Origin of the sequence: Halomonas sp. BMC6 (assembly GCF_964204995.1) — a bacterium.
GTDB lineage: Bacteria > Pseudomonadota > Gammaproteobacteria > Pseudomonadales > Halomonadaceae > Vreelandella.
The window spans coordinates 3,136,804-3,152,401 of record NZ_CAXNSH010000001.1 but is presented as its reverse complement, the minus strand read 5'-3'; the positions used below and the strand labels follow the sequence as shown (position 1 = coordinate 3,152,401).

General features: G+C 59.1%; 16 protein-coding genes. All 16 read left to right on the top strand.

All coding sequences use genetic code 11. The features are described from left to right. The first annotated feature begins 30 nt into the window (after positions 1–30). The 16 genes from plsX (at position 31) to AB6K10_RS15355 (ending at position 15,542) form a co-directional block, all read left to right on the top strand. A complete protein-coding gene (gene plsX / locus AB6K10_RS15430; RefSeq protein ID WP_159342515.1) occupies positions 31–1,044 on the top strand; it encodes a phosphate acyltransferase PlsX in 1,014 nt (337 codons plus the stop codon). Between the two features lie 154 nt (positions 1,045–1,198). After that, complete coding sequence (gene fabD, locus AB6K10_RS15425; RefSeq protein WP_339119243.1) at positions 1,199–2,158, top strand: ACP S-malonyltransferase; 960 nt, start codon at positions 1,199–1,201, stop codon at positions 2,156–2,158. A 52-nt stretch (positions 2,159–2,210) separates the two neighbouring features. Then, entirely contained in the window at positions 2,211–2,954 is a 744-nt protein-coding gene (fabG, locus tag AB6K10_RS15420) for a 3-oxoacyl-ACP reductase FabG (protein ID WP_159342513.1), read from the top strand. 124 nt (positions 2,955–3,078) lie between these two features. After that, the gene (gene acpP, locus AB6K10_RS15415; RefSeq protein WP_008956801.1) at positions 3,079–3,312 is read left to right on the top strand and encodes an acyl carrier protein; all 234 of its coding nucleotides are present in this window, start codon (positions 3,079–3,081) and stop codon (positions 3,310–3,312) included. Positions 3,313–3,506: 194 nt separating this feature from the next. After that, a complete protein-coding gene (fabF, locus tag AB6K10_RS15410; protein ID WP_159342512.1) occupies positions 3,507–4,745 on the top strand; it encodes a beta-ketoacyl-ACP synthase II in 1,239 nt (412 codons plus the stop codon). Between the two features lie 6 nt (positions 4,746–4,751). Next, positions 4,752–5,558 (top strand): aminodeoxychorismate lyase, encoded by an 807-nt coding sequence (gene pabC / locus AB6K10_RS15405; RefSeq protein WP_339119242.1) that lies wholly within the window; start codon positions 4,752–4,754, stop codon positions 5,556–5,558. An 18-nt stretch (positions 5,559–5,576) separates the two neighbouring features. Further along, entirely contained in the window at positions 5,577–6,581 is a 1,005-nt protein-coding gene (gene mltG / locus AB6K10_RS15400) for an endolytic transglycosylase MltG (protein ID WP_285263379.1), read from the top strand. 49 nt (positions 6,582–6,630) lie between these two features. Continuing rightward, positions 6,631–7,284: a dTMP kinase gene (tmk, locus tag AB6K10_RS15395; RefSeq protein WP_339119241.1), complete on the top strand. Its 654-nt coding sequence runs from the start codon at positions 6,631–6,633 to the stop codon at positions 7,282–7,284. Further along, complete coding sequence (locus tag AB6K10_RS15390) at positions 7,275–8,258, top strand: DNA polymerase III subunit delta' (protein WP_339119240.1); 984 nt, start codon at positions 7,275–7,277, stop codon at positions 8,256–8,258. Before tmk ends, AB6K10_RS15390 begins: the two co-directional genes overlap by 10 nt. 23 nt (positions 8,259–8,281) lie before the next feature. Continuing rightward, a complete protein-coding gene (locus AB6K10_RS15385) occupies positions 8,282–8,617 on the top strand; it encodes a PilZ domain-containing protein (protein ID WP_159342507.1) in 336 nt (111 codons plus the stop codon). 36 nt (positions 8,618–8,653) lie between these two features. Next, positions 8,654–9,487, top strand: coding sequence for a TatD family hydrolase (locus tag AB6K10_RS15380; RefSeq protein ID WP_339119239.1), 834 nt, complete (start codon positions 8,654–8,656; stop codon positions 9,485–9,487). 26 nt (positions 9,488–9,513) lie between these two features. After that, a complete protein-coding gene (locus AB6K10_RS15375; protein ID WP_339119238.1) occupies positions 9,514–10,074 on the top strand; it encodes a DUF1285 domain-containing protein in 561 nt (186 codons plus the stop codon). Then, positions 10,071–12,281, top strand: coding sequence for an ATP-dependent helicase (locus AB6K10_RS15370; protein ID WP_339119237.1), 2,211 nt, complete (start codon positions 10,071–10,073; stop codon positions 12,279–12,281). The genes AB6K10_RS15375 and AB6K10_RS15370 overlap by 4 nt, the downstream gene beginning before the upstream one ends. A gap of 153 nt (positions 12,282–12,434) precedes the next feature. Then, positions 12,435–13,604, top strand: a complete 1,170-nt coding sequence (locus AB6K10_RS15365; protein ID WP_339119236.1) for a porin — start codon at positions 12,435–12,437, stop codon at positions 13,602–13,604. A gap of 11 nt (positions 13,605–13,615) precedes the next feature. Next, positions 13,616–14,041 (top strand): phosphate ABC transporter substrate-binding protein, encoded by a 426-nt coding sequence (locus AB6K10_RS15360; protein ID WP_339119235.1) that lies wholly within the window; start codon positions 13,616–13,618, stop codon positions 14,039–14,041. Then, complete coding sequence (locus tag AB6K10_RS15355) at positions 14,034–15,542, top strand: diguanylate cyclase (RefSeq protein WP_339119234.1); 1,509 nt, start codon at positions 14,034–14,036, stop codon at positions 15,540–15,542. Before AB6K10_RS15360 ends, AB6K10_RS15355 begins: the two co-directional genes overlap by 8 nt. Positions 15,543–15,598 lie beyond the last annotated feature (56 nt).

Genomic DNA, 15,598 nt, shown 5'->3' with positions numbered 1-15,598 from the left:
CCTAACGAGTGGCGGAACAGCGTGGGTGCAATGCGCCTAGCGATTGATGTCATGGGGGGTGACCAAGGCCCTCGTGCCATTATCGAAGGCTCTGCAAAGGCAGTGATCGAACGTCCTGACCTTGAGCTCGCTCTGTTCGGCCCCCGCCAGCGGATTACCGCTGAGCTTTTGCGCTTGCCGCAGCCTTTGGCTGCGGCAGCGTCACGTTTAGTCGCCTACGATGCGCCTAGCGTGGTATCGCAACACGCCTCGGCGGCCTGGGCGCTCCGCCATGGTCACGATACGAGCATGGCGCACATGCTGCGAGACGTCTCGGACGGCCGTGCCATGGCGGGGGTTAGCGCTGGTAATACAGCGGCGCTAGTCGCACTGGCTCGACGCGAGTTAGGCATGATTGCAGGGTTTTCCCGGCCCGCTATCAGCACTGCGATTCCAACGCGAGGCGGTCGACGCTGTTACTTGTTGGACTTAGGGGCCAATGTGGATTCGCCTGCTTCTCGGCTCGTCGATTTTGCCGTGCTGGGAGCCGCTATGGCGCACTGTGTGGATGGTGTCGTGCATCCACGGGTGGCGCTGTTGAACGTTGGTGCCGAGGCGACAAAAGGCAGTGTCGTGGTGCGTGAAGCGAATCGCCTGCTTCAGGAGAGGGCATCATCACTGCCCTTTGCCTATCAAGGCTATGCGGAAGGCGGCGACATCTTTCAGGGCGAGATTGATGTCATGGTGTGCGATGGCTTTGTCGGTAACGTGACGTTGAAGGCGAGCGAAGGTTTGACCCGTATGTTGGTAGAGCGTGTGCAGATGGCGTTCGAGTCACGCCTATGCGGGCGCTTGGCAAGTGTACTGGCCAAACCTGTGCTGAAACGGCTCAAGCAAGAGCTTGATCCCGTTCGATATAACGGCGCAAGCCTACTTGGGCTAAAACGGATTGTGGTGAAGAGTCATGGTGGTACCCGGGCAGATGGGTTCTACTATGCTATTCAGCGAGCCTTGCAAGAGGTCGAGCACGACCTGCCGATGCAGCTTGCCAAGCGTTGGGCGTAAGCCCGCGGCAAGTGAGAAGGTGCCACATGACGTTGTATGACTTTTGCGGGTGATCGGCGGCAGTAGGAGATGCCTTGCGCTGCTCGTCAGCGTTGCCGATGACCACGCCTATCGCTCAACTGAGCAAATGCCTACAAGAGCAAAGGTGAACGACATGTCTCAACCCCTTGCCCTCATTTTCCCCGGGCAAGGCTCTCAGCAGCTTGGAATGCTGCGAGAGCTGGCCGAGCGCTACAGTGTGGTGGGAACGACATTTGAGGAAGCGTCCGACGCGCTGGGCTATGACCTGTGGAAGGTCGTCCAGGAAGGTCCCGAAGACGCGCTGAATGCCACGGCTTGCACCCAGCCTGCGCTACTCACGTCCAGTGTGGCTATCTGGCGTGTGTGGCAAGAGCTGGAAGGCCCCCGTCCCAGCGTGATGGCAGGTCATAGCCTTGGCGAGTACAGTGCGATGGTCTGTGCCGGCGTGATGGGGTTTGCCGAAGGTGTGCAACTCGTTCGCCTGCGCGGCGAAGCGATGCAGGAAGCCGTGCCCGCCGGACAAGGCGGTATGGCCGCCATCCTCGGCTTGGACGATGTCGCCGTAGAGGCCGCCTGTGCCAGCGCTGCGCAAGGTGATGTCGTGTCCGCCGTGAACTATAACTCCCCTGGGCAGGTCGTGATTGCAGGCAGCAAGGCCGCCGTCGAGCGCGCGATAACGGCTTGCCAAGAGGCAGGCGCTAAGCGTGCTCTGGCCTTGCCCGTCTCGGTGCCTTCTCACTGCGCGTTAATGCGCCCGGCAGCCGAGCGTCTTGCCGAGGCGATGCAGTCGATCGAACTGCGTGCCCCCCGTTACACGGTGATTCAAAACGTCGACGCCCAAGCCCATGCGGATGTCGACACGCTTCGTACTCGTTTGATCGAGCAGCTCTACCAACCCGTGCGGTGGTCCTCCTGCGTTGAAGCCATGGCGGAGCAAGGTGCTAATGTCTTCATTGAGTGTGGTCCGGGCAAAGTGCTAACTGGCCTCAATAAGCGTATCGTTCGCGGTGCCAAGGGGTTAGCGGTCAACGACCCCGACAGTTTGGATGCAGCACTCGAGCTTGCGCGCGAAACATTAGCGGGTAATGCGTGATAAACGGCGAATATCAGCTACCCTTGCTTAGTTCAGTGGAAGGAAACGTGTTATGACGCAAGAAAAACGTGTCGCCCTAGTGACGGGAGCGAGCCGCGGTATTGGTCGCGCCATTGCTCATGAGCTTGGTCGCCAGGGACGCATCGTCATTGGAACGGCCACCAGCCCCGCTGGCGCCGAGAACATCGATGCCGATTTGAAAGCCAACGGCATCGAAGGCGCGGGCATGTGCCTGAACGTCACCGACCAGGCGAGCATCGATGAGGTGCTCAAGACGATTGGCGAGCGCTTTGGTGCGCCAACGATTTTGGTTAACAACGCGGGGATTACCCGTGATAACCTCCTGATGCGGATGAAAGAGGAAGAGTGGGATTCCGTCATGGATACCAACCTCAAATCCGTCTATCGTGTCAGCAAGGCCTGTTTACGGGGAATGACCAAGGCGCGTTTTGGGCGGATCGTGTCGATCAGCTCTGTCGTGGCGACCATGGGGAACCTGGGGCAGGCGAACTACGCGGCGGCCAAGGCCGGTATGGAAGGCTTTAGTCGCGCACTGGCGCGTGAAGTGGCGTCTCGTGCCATCACGGTCAACGCCGTTGCGCCCGGTTTTATCGCTACCGATATGACCGAGGCACTGCCTGAAGCGCAGCATGAAATGTTGCTCAAACAGATTCCTCTGGCACGCTTGGGTGGGCCAGAAGAAATCGCCGCCGCCGTGGGCTTTTTGACGAGTGATGCCGCAGGGTATATCACCGGTGAAACGCTGCATGTGAATGGCGGTATGAATATGCGTTGATGGCCTTGGGTTTGGCGGTTGCGTCAACCTAAGGGCGTCTATAAACTACCCCGCAGCTTTTGGCTTGCGGTTTCCAAATAGCTGGTTATCTATAACGGCTAATGTGAACGACTGGAGTACGTTGATGAGTACTATTGAAGAGCGCGTAAAGAAAGTAGTGGCAGAGCGCCTGAACGTTAAAGAAGAAGACATCCAGAACAGCTCTTCTTTCACTGAAGACCTGGGTGCCGATTCTCTGGACACCGTTGAATTGGTGATGGCGTTGGAAGAGGAATTCGACACCGAAATTCCTGATGAAGAAGCTGAAAAAATCACTACGGTTCAAGAAGCGATCGACTACGTCAACGCCCACCAGTAAGGGCGCGGTTATCGCAAAGAACCAGGGTGGGGTGTTACCCGCCCGTATTAAAAAAGCCGTCCTGATAGGGGACGGCTTTTTTGCTTTACGCTCACAATGAATATAACGTTCAAACTCCGTTATACTAGTCACCAAATTTCTGCAGCAAATGACCCAGATGGGTCGTGTCACCATGGATGCCTGGAGGAAAGCTGATGGCGCGAAGAAGGGTAGTGGTAACTGGGTTAGGCCTGGTGACCCCAGTGGGTAATAGTGTCAATGAGTCGTGGGCGAACATCGTCGCAGGTAAAAGCGGCATTGCGCCGATTGAGCACTTCGATACCAGTGGCTTCAATACGCGGTTTGGCGGTTCGGTAAAGAATTTTGATATTAGTCCCTACCTGAACCCCAAAGATGCACGCAAGATGGATCTGTTCATTCAGTACGGCATGGCCGCTGGTGCGCAGGCTATTCAGGATTCAGGCATCGAGTGCACCGATGAGAACGCCGAGCGCATCGGTGTGGCTATCGGTTCAGGCATTGGTGGTTTGCCAATGATTGAACATAACCACAATGCGCTCAACAAAGGCGGTGCACGTCGAGTGTCGCCGTTCTTCGTACCGGGCTCCATTATCAACATGATCTCGGGCAACATGGCGATCCAGCACGGCTTCAAAGGGCCGAACATCGCCATTACTACTGCTTGTACCACCGGCACTCACAACATTGGTTATAGCGCTCGCACCATTGCGTACGGCGATGCGGACGTGATGATTTGTGGCGGCGCGGAGATGGCTACCACACCGCTTGGCCTGGGCGGTTTCTCGGCGGCGCGAGCGCTATCGACGCGTAATGACGATCCGCAGGCGGCCAGCCGTCCTTGGGATGCGGACCGAGATGGCTTTGTGCTCTCTGATGGTGCGGGGGTGCTAGTGCTGGAAGAGTATGAGCATGCGAAAGCACGCGGTGCGCATATCTATGCAGAGCTGGCTGGCTTCGGTATGAGCGATGACGCCTATCACATGACGGCACCGCCTGAGGATGGTCGTGGCGCTGCCCTCTCTATGAGCAATGCCATCAAAGATGCCGCCATCGATCCGTCGGCCGTGCATTATATCAATGCTCACGGCACGTCGACGGCAGCGGGGGATTTGGCGGAGAGTCGTGCGATCGAGAAAGTGCTGGGCAGTGCGGCGCAGCACGTGGCCGTAAGCTCCACCAAGTCGATGATCGGTCACCTGCTGGGAGCGGCTGGCGCTGTCGAAGCCGTCTTTAGCATTCTTGCCATTCGCGATCAGGTGGCGCCGCCCACCATCAACCTGGACAACCCCCAAGAGGGCTGCAATCTCGATTACGTCCCCCATACTGCTCGTGACATGCGTATCGATGTAACGCTGTCGAACTCGTTTGGTTTTGGTGGCACGAACGGCTCGCTGTTGTTCAAGAAGGTATAAGCCTTGATGCCGATGCCCCAGGTGCCCTTCGATGACCGCGGGCTGGCGTATGGCGATGGTCTATTCGAAACCGTCTTACTACGCGATGGGCAGCCCGTGCTGTGGGAGTACCATCACGCCCGATTGGCAAAGGGCTGCCAACGTTTGAATATTCCATTGCCGTCTGCTTGGCAGCTGTCTCAGGCTTGGCAATCGCCACCTGAGGCAGCGCTGGAAGTTCTTAAACTGATCTTGACCCGTGGAAGCGGCGGTCGAGGGTATGCGTTACCTGATCAGGTAGCACCACGACTGTTAGCTCGACGTACGCCCTTTACGGCCAATCAATCGCGTTGGCAGCATGGTGTGTGCGTGCGTCTATGCCACCTTCGGTTGGGGCACCAGCCGCTACTCGCAGGCATCAAGCATCTCAATCGTCTGGAGAACGTGCTGGCGCGTCAAGAGTGGCACGAGCCCCATGTCGCCGAAGGGCTTCTCGTCGACCAAGCAGGTAACGTCGTGGAAGCCACCAGCATGAATCTCTTTTGGTCGTCACGGGGACATCTGTATACCCCGCGCGTCGACCAGTGCGGTGTTGCGGGGACCTTGCGCGCGGCTCTGCTTGACGCTGGCATGATCCATGAGGCGCCGCTGGCCGTCGACGACCTACCCAGCGTCGAGCGACTCTGGGTAGGCAATTCAGTGCAAGGGGTTTGGCCCGTGCGTGAATTGAGAGAGGCGCACGGTTGCGAGCTGGCAACCTGGCCGCGTTTTGCAGTGGACCCGTTACAAACCGAAGCGCATCGGCTGCTGGGCTACCCAAGCGTGTTTCCATAACATGATCGAGGTATCAACGTGAAACGGTTATTTGCCGTCTTAGGGGTATTGGTGGTGCTGGCCATGGCCGCCGTGCTGGGTGGCTATGCCTATTGGCAGCAGCGCCTTGCGGCACCCATTGCCCTTGAGGAGCCCACCCTTTACCAAGTACCTGCAGGTGCTGGATTTCATCAGGTCGTACGTGATTTGGCTTCGCAAGGCGTGCTAGAGGATGCCTGGGCGTATCGGCTGCTGGCTCGCATCGACCCAGAGCAAGTGCCGCAGCTGCGCGTGGGTGAGTATCGTCTCATGCCTGGGATGAGCGGATTGGAGGTCATTGCTCTACTTGGCAGTAACAATGTCGTGACCTACTCGCTGACTGTGCCTGAGGGCTGGACGTTTCGCCAAATGCGCGCCCTGCTCGATACGGCTCCCAAGCTTGAGCACCGCACGGCCGACATGAGCGATGAAGAGATCATGTCGCTCTTGGGCCGTGATGGTACATATCCAGAAGGCTGGTTCTTTCCCGACACCTATCGCTATCACTTGGGCATGAGCGATGTGGACATCTTGCGTCAGTCGCTGGAGCGGATGGAGCGTATTCTGGAGGAGGTGTGGGCAGAACGGGACGAGGATCTCACGATCGATTCCCCTTACGAAGCGCTCATCATGGCCTCGTTGATCGAGCGGGAAACCGGTGCGCCGGAAGAGCGTCGGGAAATTGCCGGCGTTTTCAAGCGGCGTATGGAGCGTGGCATGCGTCTACAGACGGACCCAACGGTCATTTATGGGATGGGGGAGCGGTATGATGGCCGAATCACCCGTGCAGACCTGCGGGAAGCGACGCCTTACAACACGTACGTGATCGACGGTATGCCGCCCACCCCGATCGCCATGCCGGGGCGTGCTGCGCTGGAGGCCGCGGTGAACCCTCTGCCTGGCGACACGCTCTATTTCGTCTCCCGAGGCGATGGCACGCACCACTTTTCGCGCACCTTGCGCGAGCATAATAATGCCGTCAATCGCTATATTCGTAATCGTTAAATCGCCGCCATCGACCATAGATGGTGTCTCAATTGAGTAAGGGGCAGCAATGAGCAAGCGTGGGCGCTTCATCACTCTGGAAGGCGGTGAGGGAGTCGGTAAGTCGACCAACGTAGCGTTTGTCGAAGCGTGGCTAAAGGAGCGGGGCATCGAGGTGGTGCGCACACGGGAGCCCGGTGGTACGGCACGTGCAGAGGCCATCCGCGAGCTGCTGCTCGACCCGTCGCCCAATGAGCCACTGAGCGTGGACGCTGAACTGCTACTCGTCTTTGCCGCCCGTGCACAGCACCTAGCGGAGAAAATTCTGCCCGCGCTGGCGCGGGGCGCGTGGGTGGTGTGTGATCGCTTCACCGACGCGACCTTTGCCTACCAGGGCGGTGGACGTGGTATCGATGCACAGCGTATCGCACAGTTGGAGCAGTTCGTGCAGCGGGGGCTTGCCCCGGATGTGACGCTACTGCTCGATATGTCCCCAGAGGCTGCCAAGGAGCGCCTTGAGGGCCGTTTGCGCGATCTCAATACGCAGCGTGATCGGTTCGAGCAAGAACGTGTGGAGTTCTTCATGGCCGTGCGCCGCGCTTATCTAGAAAGAGCCGCGTCTGCGCCGGAGCGTTTTGCACTCATTGACGCGGCCCAGCCGCTGCAAGACGTTCAAGTAGCGCTGAGTCGTGTGCTGGAAGAGCGGGTTGCGCAATGGCGGTAACCGGCGTTTTGCCCTGGCACCATTCGACCTGGCAGCAGTTGGTGCGTCTGGCCGATAGCGGACGACTCCCCCACGCGCTGCTGATCAGCGGTGCCCATGGCGTCGGCAAGCAGCAGTTGGCGGAGGCGCTGATTGCTAGAACGCTGTGTGCAGCGCCTGGCGATCAGGCCTGTGGACAGTGCCATAGCTGCGCCATGCTGGCCTCGGGCTATCACCCTGACTTGTTGCGGGTGTCGCCGGAGGAGGGGAAGCGTCAAATTCGTATCGACCCGATCCGCGATGTGAACCGGTTCGTGTCGCAAACGGCCCAGCAGGGCGGTTATCGCGTTATTGTCATTTCCCCGGCGGAAGCGATGAACGTTGCCGCTGCCAATGCGCTGTTGAAAAGCTTGGAAGAGCCTGGCGACAAAACGCTCTTTATCCTGCTATCGGACGTGCCGTCTCGCACGCTGCCGACCATTCGCTCACGCTGTCAGCAGTGGCCACTGGCCAGCGTACCGTTCGAGGCATGTAAAGGCTGGCTGACGCAGCACCTGGGAGATGATGAGGCACACTTTTGGTGGCGCGTCTCCGGCGGGTTACCGCTCTTGGCAGTGGAACTTGCTGCCCCCGATGAGCGTGCCCTACGGCATCAAATTCACGACTGTTTCGAGCAGTTGGTACGCGGTGCAGAGCCGGTATCGGAAGCCGCGAGGCTGGATCGCCAAGCCATCGATGCCATCTTGTGGTACGGTATCGCATGGCTTGAGGACTTGATTCGTCTGGGGCTTTCCGGCGAGCAGAGCGTGTTGCACAATCCCGATTTGGTGCCGCTCTATCGACAGGCGGTCAAAAATGGCCGCGTTCAAGACTGGTTCCGGCTGCTGGATTACGCCCGAGAGCAGCGCCGCCTGTTCGCCGTAGGTGCCAACCCAAATCCCCAGCTCGTTTTGGAAGCGTGGCTAGTTCGCTGGTCTGCGCTGCTGCGCTCCTAACCACTTGTTGTAACGAGGTCGTGATGGCTGCCCAAAAAGCGCTCTCTTTGACGATACCGGATGTGCCGACGCTGCTTTCCGCCTATATGCCCTTTTTGGACCGTGGAGGTATTTTCGTACCGACGAAAACACTCTACGGCCTTGGGCAGTCGGTCATGCTGCTGCTGACCCTGCCAGGGGAGAGTGAGCGTCTTTCGGTGACAGGGCAGGTGATTTGGATATCTCCCGAAGGCGTGAGCGGTCGGCGTATGCCGGGCATTGGCGTGCACTTTAGCCAGCAGGATTACTCCGTTCGCGATCGTATCGAGACGCTGCTGGCGGGCCAGCTCGATAAAGCGCCTCCTTCATTTACGCTCTAATTCAGCACTTTTTTCTTTACACTCAAAGAGCCCTGCATGTTTGTCGACTCTCACTGTCATCTCGACCGTTTATCGGAACATACCCACGGTGGCGATGTGGCGGCCACCCTGGACGCTGCGCGTCAAGCGAACGTTAGCCAGTTTCTCGCGATTTCGACGACGCTGGAGGAGCTGCCTGGGCTGGCCGCCATTGCCAGAGAGCACCATGACGTTGCGATCTCCGCCGGTCTGCATCCGCTGTATCAGGCGGCGCACGAACCCAGCGTCGACGAGATCGTCGACGCTGCCGAGCAGTATGGCGCGGTGGCCATTGGCGAAACCGGGCTGGATTATCACTACCAGGAGAGCGTACCGCTAAGCGTCCAGCATGAGCGCTTCAAACGGCACCTGATGGCCGCGAGCGAACTAGAGCTACCGGTGATCATCCATACCCGTGAGGCGAAAGAAGATACGTTGGCGTTACTGCGGGAGTATAGCAATCCGCAGGTGGGAGGTGTGATCCACTGCTTCACCGAAGACCTGGAGATGGCCCGAGAAGCCGTTCGGCTGGGGTTTTACATTTCGCTCTCCGGTATTATCACCTTTCGCAACGCCGCGTCGTTACGCACGCTGGCACGCCAGCTTCCATTGGATCGGCTGCTCATCGAAACCGACAGCCCTTACTTGGCACCCGTTCCCCACCGCGGTAAGCCCAACGAACCCGCGTGGGTCGTCGAGGTGGCTGAGTGCATTGCCCGTGAACGAGGCATCAGCGTCGACGAGGTCGCCATGCAGACGACGGTGAACTTCTACCATCTTTTCCGTGCTGCCGCGCCCGATGCGCCTGCCCATGTAAAAGAGGCGCTGGCACAATCTGGGCTGGTAGTGTAACGCGCGGTCTTTTGGGGAGTATGGCAATGAACATTGATCGGCTACTTCAGCAATCCGGCGGCTCGGCGACCATTCCCCCTGTCGACACTTGGCAGCCCGCGCTATCGGGCGATATAGACATTCGTATCCAGGCGGATGGCACTTGGCTGCATGAAGGCAGGCCCTTCGCGCGCCCGGCGATTGCTAAACTGCTTGCCAGCCTTTTACGGCGGGATGCGGACGGGTATTGCCTGGTGACTCCTGCGGAGCGCTGGCGAGTGATCGTTGACGATCGCCCTTTAATGATCGTCGAGGCCGATTTTCGCGACGATGCCTGGTGGCTGACGACCCAGTTCGAGGATATGGTGCGTCTGGACGGTGATCACCCCCTATCGCTGTCGATGACACCCGACGGCGAGTTAGCACCCGAGTGTGCCATTCGCTTTGGCTTGGCGGCTCGGCTGCATCGTAACGTGTTCTATCGCTTGGTGGAGCAAGCCCGCGTCGACGAAACCGCCGAAGGGCACACGGCTTGCCTGCTCTACAGTGCAGGACACTGGCACCCGCTTGGCCAATGGAGCGATAGCATGCCAAGTGAGGCGCCGTGAAGCTAACGGCCGAACAGCAAGCGGTGGTTCACCATGGCGAAGGGCATGCTCGTGTTGCCGCCGTGGCAGGGGCGGGTAAGACCACGACCATGGCCGCGCGAGTACTGCATCTGCTGTCGAGCGGCGTTGCTCCCAAGCGGATGCTGGTGCTGATGTTCAACCGCTCCGCAAAAGAGGATTTTCAGCGACGCTTGGCCAGTATGGCGCCTGCGGGGCAGCCGCTGCCTGATGTGCGCACGTTTCACTCTTTAGGACATCGTCTCACTCAGAGCTTGTGTCGTTGGGGGGCGCTGGCGCCTCGACGGTTACTCTCCGCCGAGTGGCAGATGGAGCGCTTGCTGCGTCAGGCCAGTTTGAACGTGCTGGCCGACCAAGTGGAGCGCCGCGACGCTGCGCTAGAGGGCGACCGGTTGGAAGCGCTGGCGCATTTTTGCGGGTTGGTAAAGGCGGAAATGTTGCCCGCTGAGACGCTCTACGAGCGGCTTCAGTTCGAGCCAGACACGGACTACTTTCCTGCCGCCTTCGTCGAGGCCGAACGCCTTCTGGAGGCGGAGGGAGTGATGAGCTATGCGGATCTGCTCTACCGCCCCTTGCAGGCCCTGGAAGCCGATGCCTCACTTCGCCAGCGTGTCGAAGGGTTTTTGGATCATGTGATCGTCGATGAGTATCAAGACATCAATACGGTTCAGCAGCGGCTGCTTGCCGTGTTGGCTGGCCCCACGGCGAACGTCATGGCGGTTGGCGATGCCAATCAGTGCATTTATGAGTGGCGGGGGGCGCGTCCCGATACGATGCTGGAGAACTTTACCGCTACCTTCGGCGACGCCACCGACTATCCCCTGTCGATGACCTTTCGTCATGGTCACGCGCTGGCGCTCACGGCCAATCACGCCATCATGGCCAATCAGCGTCGGCCGGATCAGCTCTGTTTGGCGGACGCCCAAAATCCCAATACCCGTGTCTTTGTGGGCCAAGGCAGCCGCTTGCTGTTGGATGCACTCGTGGATTGGCAGGCCCAGGGGCGGGCATTGAGCGATGCCAGCCTGCTCGTGCGTAGTTGGGCACTGTCGGTACCGTTCCAGCTCGCGCTGCTTCAGGCGGGCATTCCCTTTCGGCTATTGCGGGAAGACCGCTTCGTATTTCGCTTGCCTTTGGTGCAAGCGCTGGCTGGCTATTTGAAGCTCTCCAGGCGTCCTGAACTGCTACACGATCCCGAACAACTGCTGCTGCTATTAGCCCAGCCGACCCCGTTCGTTGCCAGAGAGCGTTTGCAGCGCTTGGCCCACCAGCTAGCGAGCACTCAGCAGTGGCCGGAGCGCCATGAACCCGTGCTGGCTTCATTGAAACCGCTCCAGCGGCGCACTCTCAAAAAACGCTGGGAATTGCTGTGTGAGTTGCCAACGCTGAGTGCTTGGCCACCGGCAAAACTGCTTAGCCACGTGGTCGAAGCTATCGATGCGGAAAAGACGTTGAAGCGCGCCGCGGCGAGACGCGATAAGGGGGAGGAGGACGTGCGCCTGCTGGACGTGCTGATCGAGCAGGCCCAGAGCGTGCAAGATCCCGATGCGTTTATCGAATTGCTCGAGCGTCCCGTAGAGAATCAGGCAGGTGGCGTGCTGATCAGCACGGTGCACGGTGCCAAAGGATTGGAGTGGCCCTTGGTCGCGGTGGCGGGCGTCAATGAAGAAGACTTTCCTCACTACAGCCGCGACAATCCCCTCAGCGATGAGCGGCTAGAAGAGGAGCGGCGGCTATTCTATGTCGCCATCACTCGTGCCAAGGAGCAACTGCTCGTGCTGCACGATGGCGGAGCTCATAAGCCGAGTCGCTTCATCGCGGAAAGCGCCTGGCAGGACGGTATGCGCATCGCCGAGTGCCTCGCGCACTCGCGGCCGCCTAGCGAGCCCATTGAGGTGAACTCTCCCAGTCTGGTGGGGCGCTATCTGACAAAAGTGGGGCGTGAGGACATTCCCTTGGCGGCACCCCAGGTGAAAGAACCCGCTGCCGGCTACCAAGCCAATAGTCACTTCTACCCTGGCCAGCGACTGCTGCATGCGGTCTTTGGCGAGGGCGAAGTCGCGGCCGTCGAAGGAAACCCCTCGGACCCGGTCATCGACGTACGTTTTGCCCAGGCGGGGCGGCGACGTTTGATCGCGCGCCGCGCGCCTATCGAAATCATGGAGCCTGCGAACAGCGCCGTGAGCTGACGTTGACGCTCCGCGCGCACATGGTGTTTGACTTCACCTAATCTGGCCGATTAAATGCTTTGCAGTTAACTATTTACCCAACAGGTAATCGGCATGCGAAGGCAGTTCGTCTGGTCTTGCGCCATCTCTCTCGCGGTATACAGCGGCGCTACCATGGCCGACACCTCACTGCCTAGCGTTACCCTGAATGGGTTTGGCACGCTGGGCGTGGTGCATTCCGATGTGACCAATGCCGATTTCGTCGCCGACCCACTGGCGTCCTCCGGCGCTGGCTACAGCGGGGAGTGGAGTGCTGAAGTCGATAGCCGGTTGGGACTTCAAACGACGCTAGCCGCCACCTCTTCACTCTCCGCGACCGTCCAGGTCGTCAGCGAAAAGCGCTTCGATGGTTCTTTCTCCCCAGACATCGAGTGGGCGTATCTGCAGTATGACGCCACGCCGACGCTCAGCCTCCGTGCTGGGCGAATGGTGCAAGGCAGCTTTATGAACTCCGAATACCGCAAAGTGAGTTTTGCGACGCCTTGGGTCAGACCGCCTGCGGAAGTTTACCGTCTGGTTCCCGTCGCCAACTTCGATGGCGTCGATCTACGCTATCGCTACTATCTGGGAGAGTCGATTAACGATCTGCGTCTTAGCTACGGTGGCGGTAGCCTTGAATATGAAACGGGGGATATCGAGTCTTCTGACTCGTGGGGAGTCTCTCAGCACACCCGCTGGGGCGATACGACGCTCTTTGCCAGCTATGGCGAGGTCAATGTCAGAGCGCAGGAGTTGACCCAGTTTTTTGATGTGTATCGACTGTTTGGACCGCCTGGAGAGGCGCTGGCCGACCGCTACGAAGTGGATGGTAAACCGGTGCGTATTTTGAGCGTCGGCGTAAACTACGACCCGGGTTCATGGTTCGTAGAGGGGGAGTGGGCGCGGCTCTCATCGTCAACGTTGTTGGGTACTATCGAAAGCGCCCACATGACGGCTGGATACCGCATTGGGCAATGGACCCCCTATGCAGGGGTGGGCAGAGCCCGCGTGCTCAGCAATCGGTCCGAGCCCGGCCTGCCCTCGGCGCTTTATCCTCCTCCGTTGTCCGATGCGGCCGTATTGCTCAATGGCACGCTCAATGCGCTCTTGTCGTCCAGTCTGTCTCAGGACAGCAGCACTCTTGGTTTGCGATGGGATTTTCGACCCGGAATGGCGTTGACGGTACAGTATGACCATATCGATTTTCGTTCTGGATCGCCTGGTGGGCTGATCAATCAGCAGCCCAGCTTTCAGCCAGGTGGCGACATGAATTTGTTCAGCCTTGCGCTCGACTTTGTGTTTTAGGGAGAGTGACGATGGCTAAGCGATTACCCCGATGGTGCTGCTGTTTACTGTTCGCTCTACTTCCTTGTACAGGCGTTGCGGATCTGCTCGTGGTGGTATCCGCCGAGGCAGAATTGACCCGGATTCAGCGGCAAGAGCTCAAGGACCTCTATTTGGAGAGCCGAACGCTGCGACAGGGGCGAACGGTGGTCACGCCTATCGACCAATCCGAGCGGTCACGGGAGCGCGGCGAGTTTTATCGTCGCTACATTGGAAAAACACAGGCCCAGTTGCGCGCTCACTGGGCAAGGCTGATTTTTACGGGACGCGGTCAACCGCCACAAACCTTTGCGGATAGTCAGGCGGTGGTAGAGCGGCTCGTTCGCGATCCCAACGCGCTCGGCTACATTGACTCTCGGTTTTTGGACGAGCGGTTGAAGGTGGTCACCGTTGAATAACATCCGAGGTCCAGTACTGCGCCTGGACGCGCAACATGCCGCGCGCTCATGGCGACATCGGCTAGCTGAGCCGCTGACGCTCTTTGGCGCGGCCGGGGTGTTGATCGTGCTGGTCATTCTGAGTAGCACCCACTATCTGGTCAGCCGTGAGCAGGCCGCGATCAAGCGCCAAATCGAACTCTCGATTGGTGACATGGCGGACACCTACGAAGCCAGGGTGTTGAGATCGCTGCGGGAGATCGATGCGACGTTGAAGCTCGTCGACTTCGTCGCCAGTCAGCAGCGCTCAGACATTTTAGCAACGCTGGCGGAGCGTAACCTGTTGCCCCCTGAGGTGATTTTTTCGGTCAGCATCGTAGACGGACAGGGACGGGTCAAAGAGCGTACGGGCGCTTGGGAGCCGGCCACGCAGCGTGACAGTGTGCCTGCGCTGCCAGAGGCCCCCGGGCTGCTGGTCGAGGCGTTTTCGTCGGCGGGGCGACAGCAGCTGCTGTTTGCCAGAATGCTGAGCCATGGTCGTGATGCGCCCGAGTGGGTGACGCTAACCGTCGGCGCTGACTACTTCGTTAGCGGTTATAACGAGAATGCCTTGGGAGAGCAGGGGCTACTTGCGCTAGTGGATGCGAGTAACGTCACCCGCATTGGTCGAAGCGGTACTCGGCTGTACTCCAGCATCGCCATGGCGCTACCGACGTATGATGAAATCATGAGTAGTGACGACACGCCCTTCATTACCCGTTGGCAGGATGTCGAGCGGCTAACGCTGGTACGCCCACTGTTCCATTTCCCTTTGTCCATCGTGGTCGGTATCTCCGTGGAGGAGCAGTTGACGCGCGCTTACCCGATGGAACGTCGCTACTGGCTGCGCGCGCTCTTCGTGAGTCTTGCGGCACTGATGATCCTCGGGCTTCTGGCGCGGCTTAGCCACCAGCTTCACCGCGAGCGTCAGCGGGTGACGGATGAGCGGCTGCGTCACGCGCACTATATCGAACATCTTGCGTTTCACGATACGCTGACCCAGTTGCCGAACCGGGCATATCTTAGCTATTTGGTGGATCACGCGATAGGGCGGTACCGGGAGGCGGAGGGAGGCTTCGCGCTTCTATTCTTGGACTTGGATCGCTTCAAGAGCGTCAATGATACGTTGGGCCATGAGGCGGGGGATAAGCTGCTCAAGCTGGTGGCTAAACGGCTGCTATCTTCCGTGCGTGAACACGACGTTGTCGCCCGGCTCGGAGGCGATGAATTCGTCATTCTGCTAAGACACATCACCCATCGGGAGCCCGTGACGCGTGTCACCGAGCAGTTGGTGGCTGCGATTCAAGAGCCTTTCTCGTTGCAGGGACAGACGTGTTTGATTTCGGTCAGTATTGGAGTGGCGCTGTTTCCAGACGATGGAGCCGATGAGCAAACGCTGATGAAGCGTGCCGATTCCGCCATGTATCGCGCCAAGCAGGCGGGAAAGAATACCGCGTATTTTCATGAAGAGCCGTCGCGCTAAAGGCGCGAATACAGAAGGGAGCACCGTTGGCTGCCCTCGTTTGGGCAGCCAACGGC

What these genes read in the sequence shown, in the direction of transcription:
- tmk (WP_339119241.1), top strand. Translation starts at nt 6,631, where the DNA reads ATGAGCAAGCGTGGGCGCTTCATCACTCTGGAAGGCGGTGAGGGAGTC.
- AB6K10_RS15390 (WP_339119240.1), top strand. Translation starts at nt 7,275, where the DNA reads ATGGCGGTAACCGGCGTTTTGCCCTGGCACCATTCGACCTGGCAGCAG.
- pabC (WP_339119242.1), top strand. Translation starts at nt 4,752, where the DNA reads ATGCCGATGCCCCAGGTGCCCTTCGATGACCGCGGGCTGGCGTATGGC.
- AB6K10_RS15360 (WP_339119235.1), top strand. Translation starts at nt 13,616, where the DNA reads ATGGCTAAGCGATTACCCCGATGGTGCTGCTGTTTACTGTTCGCTCTA.
- plsX (WP_159342515.1), top strand. Translation starts at nt 31, where the DNA reads ATGCGCCTAGCGATTGATGTCATGGGGGGTGACCAAGGCCCTCGTGCC.
- AB6K10_RS15380 (WP_339119239.1), top strand. Translation starts at nt 8,654, where the DNA reads ATGTTTGTCGACTCTCACTGTCATCTCGACCGTTTATCGGAACATACC.
- AB6K10_RS15365 (WP_339119236.1), top strand. Translation starts at nt 12,435, where the DNA reads ATGGCCGACACCTCACTGCCTAGCGTTACCCTGAATGGGTTTGGCACG.
- AB6K10_RS15375 (WP_339119238.1), top strand. Translation starts at nt 9,514, where the DNA reads ATGAACATTGATCGGCTACTTCAGCAATCCGGCGGCTCGGCGACCATT.
- fabD (WP_339119243.1), top strand. Translation starts at nt 1,199, where the DNA reads ATGTCTCAACCCCTTGCCCTCATTTTCCCCGGGCAAGGCTCTCAGCAG.
- fabG (WP_159342513.1), top strand. Translation starts at nt 2,211, where the DNA reads ATGACGCAAGAAAAACGTGTCGCCCTAGTGACGGGAGCGAGCCGCGGT.
- AB6K10_RS15385 (WP_159342507.1), top strand. Translation starts at nt 8,282, where the DNA reads ATGGCTGCCCAAAAAGCGCTCTCTTTGACGATACCGGATGTGCCGACG.
- fabF (WP_159342512.1), top strand. Translation starts at nt 3,507, where the DNA reads ATGGCGCGAAGAAGGGTAGTGGTAACTGGGTTAGGCCTGGTGACCCCA.
- acpP (WP_008956801.1), top strand. Translation starts at nt 3,079, where the DNA reads ATGAGTACTATTGAAGAGCGCGTAAAGAAAGTAGTGGCAGAGCGCCTG.